The organism is Arthrobacter sp. MMS24-T111 (assembly GCF_054888995.1).
Genome location: NZ_JBTZRO010000001.1, coordinates 1,357,650 through 1,370,609, shown reverse-complemented (window position 1 = coordinate 1,370,609; position 12,960 = coordinate 1,357,650). Strand labels below are relative to the sequence as shown.

Below are 12,960 nucleotides of genomic sequence, written 5' to 3'. Positions count from 1 at the left end.
AGGCTTGCCCCCTAGGATGGGCGGGTGAAAGAACGGGTACTCCCAACGCACGACGGCGGCAGGCTGGCTGTATACAGCTACGGCACCGAGGATGCGCCGGGAGAACGGCGCGTCGTGCTGATCGGCGGCGCGTTCCTCACCGCCTCGATCTACCGGCCCTTCTCGGTGGAACTGGCGAAGGGGTTGGGCGAGGGCTGGGCGGTGGACGTGTACGACCGGCGCGGCCGGGGCAACTCCTCAGAGCAGCCGCCGGGCTACTCCATGGCCACCGAAATCTCGGATGTCCGGACCGTGATGGATGCCACCGGTGCCCGGAACATCCTGGGCCACAGCCTGGGCGGGGCGGTGGCCCTCAATGCCGTCCAGGAGTTCACCGGCACCGGCTACGTGCCGGACAAACTCGCGGTGTACGACGCCGCGGTGAACATCGATGGCAGCATCGACACCGCCTGGCTGGACGGCTTCGAGGACGCCGTCAACAACGGCAGGATTGGCCGCGCCCTGGCATACATGAAGAAGGCCACCAGTCCCGGCTCCGTCATGGCACGGATCCCGGATCCCGTGCTGGCCGGCCTGATGGCCGTGCTGTCGCGGACCAAGGTGAACACGTTGTTCCGCCAGGTGATGCCCAGCGGAGTGGGTGAGCTGCGCGCGGCCTTCGACGAAGAGGACCACGCCCGCGACTTCAGCGTGTTGCCGGCCAGCACGCATTTCATGGCCGGTGGCAAGAGCCCCGACTATTACAAGGTGACCGCGGAGCGGCTGCACGCTGCCGTCCCGGGCAGCACCCACCAGCTCTCGCCCAAATGCTTCCACGGTTCCATTCCGGCGGCGGTCGAAGAGCTCGTGGCTGATATCTCCGCGTACTTCACCGGCGGGAATCCGGGCGGGCCGCCCCGACCGGATTCCTCCGGAGCTATCCCCGTTCCCCGCGGCTGAAGCCCGCCAAGGCAGCCTCCCCCAGGTCCCGCCACACGGTCCGCGGCTTCGGCTCATTACTCCGGTCGGCCAGCCAGTCGCCCCAGGCGGTGATGTCCTCCCCGCCCGCAGCGGCCACGGCGTCACAGGCGAACCCGACGGCGGCCGTCCCGTCACGGAGCTGGACCGACCCAAGCAGCATTGGCTCAGGAAGGGCGGCCAGGAACGTCCCCAAGGCCGCGGGCGGCAGCAGCCACCGCTCCCCTGCCAGCTCTGCGCCGTCGTCGGACCGGTACACGCCGGGCTTCGGCGGCACCGTGTCCAGTGCCACCATCCGGTAGCGCGCAGCGGTGCGGACGGGCCCGTCCCAGAAGGCGCCGAGTTCCTCAAGCTCCCGGGCCAGCGGCTGGCCCTTGCGGTGGGCGCCCACCACCACCAGCGGCAGGGCCGTTGCGCCGGCTTCGGCCGGCCAGGGAATGGGCGACGACGGCCGGGCGGCTCCTGCGGCTGCCTCCAGTCCTGCGGCACCAGGCGCTGCCCCGGCCGCGAAGAGTCCAGGCTGCACCGGAGTGGTTTCCAGCCGGCGGGCGATGTCCGCCGCCACGGCGTCATCGAACGCCCGGCCCACCACCGTGACGCCGAACTGGGCGCCGTCCACCTCGCCGGCCGGGACAGCCACGGCACAAAGATCGAACAGGTTGCAGAAATTCGTGTAGGTGCCCATCAACGAGTTCACGCCCACCGGATCCGCGGCCACCTCGGCCAGGGTGGGGTGGAACGGTGCCGTCGGAACCAGGAGGGCATCGAAGCCCTGGAGGCGGCCCATGGCGGTGGCCTTCAATTCCTCCAGCCTGGCGGTGTCGGCGACGTACCGGGAGGCGGACACCGTGCCGGCGGCCCGGATGATGCCTTCCACGGTGGGGTCGATGCCTGCACGGCCGTCCGTGCCGGCGTCGTGCTTTGTCAGGAAGTCCCCCACTGCAGCGTGGCGTTCGGCCACCAGTGCTCCGTCGTAGAGCAGCCGTGCTGCCTGCAGGAACGCGTCGAATTCGATCGGTTCGGCATCCACCCCGCTGGAGCGCAGGCGGTCAACCTGCCGCTGGAATTCGGCAGCCCACCCAGGCGGCAGGGCCGGGAGGCTCGCGGGGTAGGCCACCCGGGGCCGGGACGGCGCTGCGAGCTTTGTGTCCGCCGGCCACGCCCGCGCACCGCCGGCCATGATGCCCATGGCGAGCTCGGCGGTGGCCAGGTTCCGGGCGAAAATGGTGACGGCGTCCCAGGACCGGCAGGCGGGCACCACCCCTGCCGTGGAGACGACGTTCAGCGTTGCCTTGACGCCCACAATGCCCTGCAACCCGGCGGGGACCCGGCCGGATCCTGCCGTGTCGGTGCCGATGGCGATGTCCACCAGTCCCAGCGCCACGGCCACGGCGGACCCGGAGCTGGACCCGCCGGAGATCCGGTCCGGCCGGCGCGAATCCCGGACGGCGCCGTAGGGGCTGCGCGTCCCCACCAGGCCGGTGGCGAACTGGTCAAGGTTGGTTGCGCCGAGGACCAGGGCACCGGCGGCGCGGAGCCGCGCCACGGCTTCGGCATCCTGCTCCGGCACGTAGGCGAAGCCGGGGCAGGCCGCCGTGGTGGGGATCCCGGCCACGTCAACGTTGTTCTTGACGGCCAGCACCAGCCCGGCCAGCGGCAGGTGGGCACCCCGGGCAACGGCGGCGTCGATGGTTGCCGCTTCGGCCAGGACGTCCTCGCGGCCGCGGAGCGTTATCCAGATTTCCGGGCGGTCCACGGCTTTAACCGCGGCCAGTGCTGCTTCGGCGCGCCGCGTGGCGGCGCCGGTGGGTGCCGGGTTCATACCGTTGCCCCTTCCAGTTCCAGGTCCTCAACCTCGAGCAGCGCGAGGTCGCTGCTGCCGAGGACAACCACTGCCTCGCCGGCAACCACCTGCGAACCCGCCGCGGGCAGGACCCGGAGCACCACGCCGTCGCACGGCGCCTCCAGGACTGTTTCCATTTTCATGGCCTCCAGTGACACCAGGGGCTGCCCCTTGGCCACGCGGTCGCCTTCGGCCACATCCACTTTCCAGACGCTTGCGGCGAACGGGGCGGAGACCAGGGACCCGCCGTCCGGAACCACCACGTCATCCGCTGCGGGGGCGGCGACGGCGGCGAGCGCCTCGGCACGGTCGAACTCGCCGGCGTCAGCCCAGGCCTGCCGTTCCACAGCGAAAGCCGCACCCTGCTTGTCCCGGAACGCCTCGATGGACACGCGGTTTTCGGCCAGGAACTGTTCGTGCTCAGCGAGCGAGAACGTGCCGTCCTCGATCTCCACGCCGCGGCCGCGTCCGGCGGCCATGTCGGCGCGCAGGTCCAGGAGTTCCTCCGGGCTGACGGGGTACCAGGAAATCCGGTCGAAGAAGCGGAGCAACCAGGGCGATCCGGGTTCGAACGGAGCGGAATCGGCGTACCGGGACCACACCTGGGTGGTGCGGCCCACGAACTGGTAGCCGCCGGGGCCCTCCATCCCGTAAATGCACATGTAGGCGCCGCCGATGCCCACCGCGTTCTCCGGGGTCCAGGTGCGCGCCGGGTTGTACTTGGTGGTGACCAGGCGGTGCCGCGGGTCCAGCGGCGTGGCCACGGGCGCACCCAGGTACACGTCGCCCAGGCCCAGGACCAGGTATTCGGCGTTGAAGACGGTGTCGAAGACGTCATTGACGGAGTCCAGTCCGTTGATCCGGCGGATGAACTCGATGTTCCACGGGCACCACGGTGCATCATCCCGGACGCCTGCCATGTAGCGTTCGATCGCCTCGCGGGTGGCGGGGTCGTCCCAGGACAGCGGCAGCCGGACGGTGCGGCTGGGAACCACCAGCTCGAGCTCGCCGGCAGGGCTGCCTCGACCTCCTGGACCAAGCCCAGCAGCCGGCGGGTGGACAGGGCGGACGGGTCCACCTTGATCTGCAGCGACCGGATACCCGGGGTCAGGTCAACGATGCCGGGCACCCGGAGCGCTTCGATCTGCTGGTGCAGGGCGTGGACCCGGGCACGCAGGCCCAGGTCCAGCACCATCTCGCCGTATTCCACCAGCAGGTTGTCATCGCCGGAGCGGCGGTACGTGACCGCGGGCCGGCCGGAACCTTCCGGCACCCGGCCCAGCACGCCGTCGTCGCCATCTCCGCGGACCGGCCCCGGCGCTGCCGCTGCCCCTGCCGGAAGCTTCAGGGCGGCACTGCCGGACCAGCCGGCGTCGCCCGGGAGGACCAGCTGGCGGCCGGGTCCCAAGTCCGTGGCCGACGGCGCCTGGCCGGCTTTGATGGGCACGAACCGGACCTTGTCCCCCGGGCGGAGCTGGCCGAGCTTCCAGCGCTCGGCCGTCACGACGGTGACGGGGCAGACGAACCCGCCCAGGCTGGGCCCGTCCGGGCCAAGCAGGATGGGGGTATCGCCGGTGAAGTCCAGGGCGCCCACCGAGTAGGCGGTGTCGTGGATGTTGGAGGGGTGCAGGCCTGCCTCGCCGCCGTCGGTCCGTGCCCAACGGGGTTTGGGGCCGATCAGCCGGACGCCGGTGCGGGCGGAATTGAAGTGCACCTCGTACTCCGCGGCATACAGTTCCTCGATGTCTTCGCGCTGGAAGAACTCGGGGGCACCGTGCGGCCCTTCGGCCACTGCCAGCTCCCAGGTGGACACGAGGACGGGGCGGCTGTCGTCGGGCACCGCTGCGGCCGGCCCTGCGGCCGGTACCCCGTCCACCGTGACCGTGCGAAGTACGTCGCCGGCGCGCAGCACCCGTCCGGCGTGGCCGCCGAACTGGCCCAGGGTAAAGGTGGACGCGCTGCCCAGGTAGGTGGGAATGTCCAGGCCGCCCTGGAACAGGATGTAGCCGCGCAGGCCCTTGCCGGTGGCCGTGCCGGCGTCGAGCGTCCCACCTGCCGGGACGGTCACGGGGGTCCAGGCGGGCACCTCCACGCCGTCGACGGTCACTGTGGCCTCCGCTCCGGTCACGCAGACGGTGGTGGCATGCGTGAACACCAGGCTGGGTCCAGTCATGGTGAACTCCAGGCCCGGGGCTCCTTCGGGGTTTCCCAGCGCCGTGTTGCCCAGGCGGAAGGAGAGGTCATCCATGGGGCCGCTGGGCGGAACGCCGATCTGCCAGAGCCCCGTGCGTCCAGGCCAGTCCTGCACGCTGGTCTGCAGCCCGGGACGTTCCACGGTGATCCGCGGCTCAGGGTCCCCCACGTTGTCCAGGGTGCTGGTGGAGTGCTCGACGGCGCGGACCACGTCCATGCCGCTCACGGCGCGGAGCAACCCTAGGTTGGTCTCGATGCCATCGATCCGGGTGTTGCCCAGCGCAACGGCGAGGCGGTCGAAGGCCTCGGTGCGGCTTGCGCCGGAGGTGATGATTTTGCCCAGGAGGGGATCGTAGTTGGTGGAGACGTCGGTGCCGGTTTCCACCCAGGCATCCACGCGTGCTTCCGCCGGCCCAGGGTAGGCGGCGTTGGTGACGGTTCCGGCACTGGGCTGGAAGCCGCGCGCCGGGTCTTCGGCGTAAACACGGGCCTCCACGGCGTGCCCGGATACCGGCAACGCATCCGGCACGTCCGCCAACACCGTGTGCGCCTCGGCGCCGCCCTGGGCCAGCCGGAGCATCCATTCCACCAGGTCCACCCCGGTGACGGACTCGGTGACGGGGTGCTCCACCTGGAGCCGGGCGTTGACTTCCAGGAAGGAGGCTTCCTTGCGGGCGGAGTCGTAGACGAACTCGACCGTGCCGGCGGAGCGGTAGTTGAGGGAGGCACAGAGGGCGCGGAGCTGCGGTGCAGTTCCTCACGCAGATCGGCGGGCAGGTCCGGGGCGGGGGCTTCCTCGAGGACTTTCTGGTGGCGCCGCTGGAGGGAGCAGTCCCGGTCGCCCAGGCTGACCACCCGGCCTTCGCCATCACCAAAGACCTGGACCTCCACGTGGCGGGCGTTCTCCACATACCGTTCGGCGAAGACCCCTGCCGTTCCGAAGCTGGCACCGGCAAGCCGGGCGACGCGGGGGAAGCTGTCCACGAGCTCGGCCTCCGTGCGGCAGACCGTCATGCCGATCCCGCCGCCACCGCCGGTGGCCTTGAGCATCAGCGGGAACCCAATGGTTGCGGAGGCCGCGACGGCGGCGTCCACGTCCTCAAGCAGGCCGGAACCGGCGATCATGGGTACCCCGGCCGCCCGTGCGGCGTCGCGCGCGGTGTGCTTGGTTCCGAAGATCCGCAGCTGTTCGGGCTTGGGCCCAACAAAGACGAGACCTGCGGCTTCCACGGCCTCGGCGAAGGCCGCGTCCTCGGACAGGAAGCCGTAACCCGGGTGGATGGCGCCGGCGCCGGTTTCCTTTGCCGCGGCCAGGATCGCCTCCACCCGGAGGTAGGACTCCTTGGCGGGCGCTGGCCCCAGCAGCACAGCCTCGTCGGCGAGCCGGACGTGCTTGGCGCCCCGGTCGGCCTCGGAGAAGACGGCGATGGTGCGAAGCCCCAGTTTCCTGGCGGATTCGATGATGCGGCACGCGATTTCGCCGCGGTTGGCGATCAGGAGGGTGTCGAAGAGTTTTGTGGTGGTCACAGTGCAGCCTCCGGACGGGTGACGATCATGCGGACGGGCGTGGGGTTGAAGCCATTGCACGGGTTGTTGATTTGCGGGCAGTTGGAGACGAGCACCAGGGTGTCCACCTCCGCCTTCAGCGCAACGCGCTTGCCGGGGGCGGACAGTCCGTCCACGATCCCCAGGGCGCCGTCCGGGTCCACCGGGACATTCATGAACCAGTTGATGTTGGACACCAGGTCCCGTTTGCCCAGGCCCCAGCGGGAGCCCTCGATCAGGAAGTTCTCCACGCAGGCGTGCTGTTCACGGGTGTGTTGGCCGTAGCGGAGGGTGTTGGATTCCTGCGAGCAGGCGCCGCCAATGGTGTCGTGCACCCCCACTTCGTCCGCCACAACGGTCATCAGGGCAGCACCGGTGTCGGCGCGCAGGACCGAACCGGTGGTGAGGACGATGGACTGCTGTGCGGCGATGGTGGCTGCCGCCGAGTAGCGCACGGTGGTGTCCCCGGCTGCGTAGAGCAGGCAGTCAACGGCCTGGTTGCCTTCCAGGTCCACGATGGTCAGCACGTCGCCGGCTGCCACCACTGCCGACCAGGGGCCGCGGGCTTCGACAAATTCGTCCAGGATCAGGGTGCCGGGGGCCAGTGCCGTGCCTGCAGCGTCCGGGCGGGTCTCAATGGCGGTGTTCATCGGGCGTTCCTTGCGGTGAGATCGTGTTCGGTATTGAGCAGGGCCTGCAGGTGTTCCGGGGCCAGTGGGCCAACCAGGCGGCCTGCTTCGAGTTCGCGAAGGTCCTGCGGCGCGTGCCAGGCAAGGATGTCCACGGCGGTTCCGATGAACTCCCGGCGGGGGTCCAGCGGGTGCGCTGTGTTGGCCAGGACCAGGACGGCGTCCAGGTGGAGAAGGAGTTCGACGGCGGCACCGGGGCCTGCGCTGCCGGTGAAGGTGATGCTGCCGGCCGGGTCAACGGTGATGCCCTTGAAGAAGGACAGCGACGGAGCGACGTCCCGCGGACCCATCCCGTTCTTCAGGGCGCCCAGCGTGAGCAGTTCGCGCGCCGCCGGAGATGCGCTGTGGACTGTTCCCGCACCGTATTTCGCGGTGTTGCCGGTGAGCGTGGTGGCGCCCGTCAGGGCATCATGCCGGGCGGAGGTATCGGCCACGATGGTGGCCATCAGCCGGCCGGCGTCGGACAGCAGCGGGTGCCCGGCAGCGGGATAGGCCTGCCACGGGACCTTGACGGTGTCGGCGACATTCAGTCGTTCGTGGGTTGCACCGGTCCGGTACAGGAGCGCGTGGACGCAGCCGTCGCCGGCGGTATCCGTGAGCCGGATCCGGGTGCCTCGGGCCAATGCCATGGTGGTGTAGCGGCCGAAGGCGAGGGACTCCGCCCAGGTGGGGGACGCGTCGTCGGGCATCCCGGACAGGAGGCGCTTTGGCGCGGAGGCTGCCGGGACGAAGCGCATGGTTTCGGCGGTCTTGCCGTGCTGGTCCCTGGCGTGGGCGCGGGCGCCGGCCGTGGTGGCGGTGCCGGTGGCGGTGCCGGTGGCGGTGCCGGTGGCGGCCGTTTCGATGGTCTGTGTCATGGTCGAGGTCCTGGTTGTTGTCGGGAACGATGGGAATTTAGGCCTCAGGCCTTGGTGGCTGCGAGGTTCCTGCGCCGGACCCAGACGCCCAGGAGCAGGACGGCGGCGACCATGAGCGGTGCGGACCACAGGAGCAGCCCGTTGTCGCCGGAGGGGTCGTACACCTCGGGCCGGGGCCAGGCGAGGTTGACCACCATGAGGCCTCCGTAGAGGACGGCGAGGATGTTGACCGGCAGGCCCCAACGGCCCAGGGAGAACAGGCCGGCAGGCATGGTCTGGCCCACCCGCGCCCAGTCACCGCGGAGGCGGTTGATCAGCTGCGGGACGGTGACCAGGAGGTAGGCGATGTAAACCATTACGATGCAGACGCTGCACAGGGTGGTGAAGAGGGCGGCGTTGCCGACGTTGATGGCCAGCACGGCAACTGCCAGCGCGCCGATCACGATCGAGGGCCACATGGGCGTCCCGCGGGTGGGGTGGACGGAGGAGAGCAAGGCCGACGCCGGGAGCTTGCCGTCGCGGGCCATCGAGAATACGAGCCGGGAACCGGCGGTCTGGATTGCCAGGGTGCAGACGAAGATGGCAATGGCAACGTCAACCAGCAGGACCTTTCCCCAGAAGGTTCCCAGGACGGCGGTGAGGACGTAGGGCAGGCCTTCGGTGGCGAGGCGGCCGTCGTCGAGGCTGGGGGCGGCCATCAGGGCGGTGATGATCATCAGGGCGCCGCCAATGCCGGAGATGAGCAGGGCGGAGAGGATGGTCCGCGGTGCGGTGCGGCGCGGGTCCTTGGTTTCCTCGGAGAGCTCCCCGGCGGAGTTGAAGCCCACCATGACGTAGGCGGCCATGAGCCCCGAGACCAGGAAGGCTCCCACGGCGCCGAGGTCCGAGCCCTCAAGGACGGTGGTGTCCGCCACCACGTCCGGACCGCGCTGGGCGGCGCTGATGAGGGCGAGGATCACGGCTGCGACGCCGACGATTTCGCAGGTGACACCGACGGAGTTCACGTGCGCCATGAGCTTGACGCCCAGGGAGTTGATGATGGTGGTGGCCACCAGCAGGACGGCACCCAGGATCACCGCGTTGGATGCCCCGGTGACGGTGTTGAGGGCGGGGTCACCACCCACCACCTGGAATCCGTCCCACAGCTGGGGCAGGACCACCTGCAGGGCGATGGCTGCGGCTGCCGCGGTGACCACCTGCGCGATGGCCATGAACCAGCCGGCAAACCAGCCCACGGCTTCCCCGCCGACGCGGCGCGCCCACTGGTAAACAGCTCCGGAGAGCGGGTAGCGGGCGGCGAGTTCGGCAAAATTGAGGGCCACGAGCAGCTGGCCCACCAGCACTACCGGCCAGGTCCAGAAGAACGCGGGACCAGCGAAGGAGTAGCCGAAGGCGAAGAGCTGGAAGATGGTGGTGAGGATGGAGACGAAGGAGAAACCGGCGGCAAAGGAAGCGTAGCGGCCGAGCTTTCGGTGCAGGGTGGGCTGGTAGCCAAGGGACGTCAGGTCTGCATCGTCCTGGTGGACGGTGGGAAGAACGGTGGATGTCATGGGAATCTCCGGGGCTGGAAAGGGATCTCGGGGGCGAAGCCTTCCGGCAGTGCAGCGCTCGGCCGAAGGCTGCGGATTACCGGTCACTTGATAGTTTTCCAGCGCGATGTCCCCAAACAGTTTCCCCTCTGTAAAAGGCGGATAGACATCTTGTTTCGGGGATATTTCCATCCCCTCACCGTTCCCGCAGGGCACCTTCGAGCCCGCTTTGCGGTGCAAGAATGAGTCGGTGACTTACGCCGGACCGGGACGCCCCCGCCACCAACAGCCATCACGGCCAGGCGCCACCGCCCGCGACGAAATCCTCGATGCCGCGGCGGAACTGTTCACCACCCAAGGTTTCGCCAGCACCTCCACCCGGTCCATCGCGGACGCGGTCGGGATCCGGCAGTCATCGCTCTACCACCACTTCAAGACCAAGGACGACATCCTTGAGGACCTGCTCGAGGGAACGGTGTCCGGCGGCCTGGAGTTTGCCCGGGCCGTGGCCGCGCTGCCCGCCGGCAGCGCAGGGACCGAAAGCCCGGCCGGGAGCCGGCTGCACGCCGTCGCGCTGTATGACGGCACGCAACTGTGCAGCGCACGGTGGAACCTCGGCGTCCTCTACCACCTGCCCGAGGTCCGGAGCACGCGTTTTGCCCGGTTCCTGGCCGACCGGCAGGAACTGCGGCGGCTCTACGGGGAACTTGGCAGCGGCCTGTCCGCCACCGCCTCCGGGCCGGACGGCGGCGACTTCACCTTCCGCCTGGTCGAATCACTGATCTACCTCCGCGCGGACGGTGCGGCAAACGCAGAATCGGCCCTGCAGGCGGCGGATGCCGGGCTCATCCTTTGTGGACTCGGCGCGGAACTCCCGGACATCCGCGCAGCCAGCAGGGAGCTGATCGGGCGGCTCGCCTGAGCCTGGCCGCACCGGCCAGTGATGCCCGCACCCGGCTTGCTCGGCTAGGCTCGGAACATGACGCGAGAGAACATCAGGACCCCCGACGGCGGCACTGTGGAGCTCTTCTCCACCGGCGCGGAACTCGCTTCGGCTGGTTCGGGCGTGGTGGTGGTGCCGCCCTCCATGGTGACGGCTGCGGACTACACCAAATTTGCCCAGAAACTGAGCGCCGCCCTGGGCCGGCCGGTGCACACGTTCAACCGCCGCGGCCGCGGCTCATCGTCCCCGCAGCCCGAGGACTACACGCTGGACGTGGACATCCGGGACCTGGACATCGTCATGAAGCACACCGCCAGCACTGACGTCTTCGGCCACAGCTTCGGTGGAGCGGTTGCCCTGCACGCGGCACGGACGCTGCCGGTGGAACGGCTGGCGGTCTACGACCCCGCCGTCTCGGTGAACGGCAGCGTCACGGCCAGCTGGATCGTGGAGTACGAACGCGCCGTTGCTGCCGGAGACGACGACCGGGCCCTCGCGGTGATCCAGCGCGGCCTCGAGGCCGGCGGCACGTTCTCCTCGCGCATGCCGCTGTCCATGCTGACGCTGGCCAACAAGCTGACCGCGGGCACCACGGAGGGCAAGCAGCAACGCGAACTGATGCGCACCGGTGTCCGCGAGATCAAGGCCATCATCGCCGCAGACATGCCGGCCGAACCGTTCCAGGCGCTCCCCCTGGAGACGCTGATCGTGGTGGGCGAAAAGAGCCCGGCCTACTTCGGCATCGCGTGCGGCCAGATCCATGACGTCCTCTCCGGCTCCAGCTACACCATCCTGCCCGGCTTCGGCCACGACGGCGCCATCAAGGCCCCCGACAAGCTGATCAAGGAACTGAGCGACTTCTTCGCCGGCTGATCCCGGCCCGGTTGGGCTAGTGGGCGCCGTGGCCCGGTCCGGCGCCTTCAGTCTTGCGCATCATTGCGGACAGCACGACGGCGGCAAGGGCTATGACGGTTGCCGTCAGGAAGGCGGCGCTCATCCCGGCGACAAGCCCCGACGTCGCACTCACCACGGCGAAGATGGACACGAGCAGCGCCGTCCCGGCGGCACCGGCCACCTGCTGGGTGGTGCTCATGATCGCGGAGCCGTGCGAGTAGAGGTGCGGTGGCAGCGGGTTCAGGCCGGTGGTGAAGGCCGGGGTGAACAGCAGGGCCAGGCCGAAACTCAGCCCGACGTGCAGGGTGATGATCCACCACACCGCCGTGCCCGCGTCGAGCATTGAAAACTGCCAGAGCGTCACCACCATCAGGATGGATCCCGTCACGGTGAGCGGCAACGGGCCCACCCTGTCGAACGCGCGGCCGATCACCGGGCCGAGCAGCCCCATGGCCAGGCCGCCGGGGAGCAGCGCGAGTCCGGTTTCCAGCGAGCCCAGGCCCCGGACTTCCTGCAGGTAGAGCGGCAGCAGGATGACCCCGCCGAACAGTGCCATCATGGCCACCACCATCAGCAGGACCGAGACGGTGAACATCCGGAATTTGAACGCACGCAGGTCCAGCAGCGGCGCAGCGGCCTTCTGCAGGCGGACCTGGCGGAGGATGAAAACCGCGAGGGCGGCCACGCCGATGACCAGGGCGGCGATGGCTGCGGCGCCGGGACCGGACTGGCCGCCGTGGCCGCCGCCGATTTGGCTGAGTCCGTACACAAGGCCGCCGAACGCGGGGACCGTGAGGAGCACGGAGGAGAAGTCCAGCTTGGTCTTCTCCGCCTCACCCACGTTGGTGAGGAATTTTGCGCCGATGGCCAGGGCCGCCAGGGCCACCGGCAACACGAACACGAACATGAAGCGCCAGGTGAAGTGTTCGAGGATCAGCCCGGAAACAGTGGGGCCCATGGCCGGGGCGACCGAGATGGCGATGCTGACGTTGCCCATGACCGCGCCGCGTCTGGCCAGCGGGACCAGGGTGAGGATGGTGGTCATCAGCAGCGGGAGCATGATGGCCGTGCCGCCTGCCTGGACGATGCGTGCCAGCAGGAGGACTTCGAATCCGGGGGCCACGGCGGCAAGTGCGGTGCCGCCGGCAAACAATCCCATGGCCAGCATGAAAACGGCCCGGGTGGACAGGCTTTGCAGGATGAAACCGGTGGTGGGGATGACCACGGCCATGGTGAGCATGAACCCGGTGGAGAGCCACTGGACCGTGGGTGCGTCCACGCGGAGGTCCACCATGAGCCGCTGCAGGGCGACGTTCATGATGGTCTCGTTGAGGATCACCACGAACGTCGCCACCAGCAGCGTGCTGATGATGGTCACTGACTCCCGGGACATCTTCTCCGGCGCAGCGGGCCCGGTGCCCGTGCGGGGTTCCGCGACGGTTCCTGCGGCGGGAACGGACTGGCCGCCGGCGTTGGGAGAGACTTCGGTAGACATGGGTGTTCCCTCAGG

General features: G+C 69.3%; 8 protein-coding genes and 1 pseudogene. 3 read left to right on the top strand and 6 right to left on the bottom strand.

Going from position 1 to position 12,960, the window contains the following annotated elements; all coding sequences use genetic code 11:
- Positions 1–24 precede the first annotated feature (24 nt).
- On the top strand, positions 25–939 hold the full coding sequence (locus ACX5I6_RS06335; RefSeq protein ID WP_461839873.1) for an alpha/beta fold hydrolase: 915 nt from the start codon (positions 25–27) through the stop codon (positions 937–939).
- Here the strand turns inward: ACX5I6_RS06335 and atzF are convergent.
- The 5 genes and pseudogenes from atzF to ACX5I6_RS06310 form a co-directional block, all read right to left on the bottom strand.
- Positions 917–2,779, bottom strand: a complete 1,863-nt coding sequence (atzF, locus tag ACX5I6_RS06330; protein WP_461839872.1) for an allophanate hydrolase — start codon at positions 2,777–2,779, stop codon at positions 917–919. The two genes, ACX5I6_RS06335 and atzF, sit on opposite strands and share 23 nt — an antisense overlap.
- Positions 2,776–6,520 (bottom strand): annotated as a pseudogene (gene uca, locus ACX5I6_RS06325) (urea carboxylase). Before uca ends, atzF begins: the two are co-directional and overlap by 4 nt.
- Positions 6,517–7,188: an urea amidolyase associated protein UAAP2 gene (locus tag ACX5I6_RS06320; protein ID WP_018762640.1), complete on the bottom strand. Its 672-nt coding sequence runs from the start codon at positions 7,186–7,188 to the stop codon at positions 6,517–6,519. Before ACX5I6_RS06320 ends, uca begins: the two are co-directional and overlap by 4 nt.
- Complete coding sequence (locus ACX5I6_RS06315; protein WP_461839871.1) at positions 7,185–8,084, bottom strand: urea amidolyase associated protein UAAP1; 900 nt, start codon at positions 8,082–8,084, stop codon at positions 7,185–7,187. Before ACX5I6_RS06315 ends, ACX5I6_RS06320 begins: the two co-directional genes overlap by 4 nt.
- Positions 8,085–8,128: 44 nt before the next feature.
- Positions 8,129–9,634, bottom strand: coding sequence for an amino acid permease (locus ACX5I6_RS06310; protein WP_018762642.1), 1,506 nt, complete (start codon positions 9,632–9,634; stop codon positions 8,129–8,131).
- Positions 9,635–9,863: 229 nt separating this feature from the next.
- Between ACX5I6_RS06310 and ACX5I6_RS06305 the strand changes: the two genes are divergently transcribed.
- The gene (locus ACX5I6_RS06305; RefSeq protein WP_461839870.1) at positions 9,864–10,535 is read left to right on the top strand and encodes a TetR/AcrR family transcriptional regulator; all 672 of its coding nucleotides are present in this window, start codon (positions 9,864–9,866) and stop codon (positions 10,533–10,535) included.
- A 57-nt stretch (positions 10,536–10,592) separates the two neighbouring features.
- Complete coding sequence (locus tag ACX5I6_RS06300) at positions 10,593–11,429, top strand: alpha/beta fold hydrolase (RefSeq protein ID WP_461839869.1); 837 nt, start codon at positions 10,593–10,595, stop codon at positions 11,427–11,429.
- A 16-nt stretch (positions 11,430–11,445) separates the two neighbouring features.
- Here the strand turns inward: ACX5I6_RS06300 and ACX5I6_RS06295 are convergent, their stop codons facing one another.
- Positions 11,446–12,945 carry a DHA2 family efflux MFS transporter permease subunit gene (locus tag ACX5I6_RS06295; protein ID WP_018762645.1) on the bottom strand — a complete coding sequence of 500 codons (1,500 nt, stop codon included), beginning with the start codon at positions 12,943–12,945 and terminating at the stop codon, positions 11,446–11,448.
- Positions 12,946–12,960: the final 15 nt, after the last annotated feature.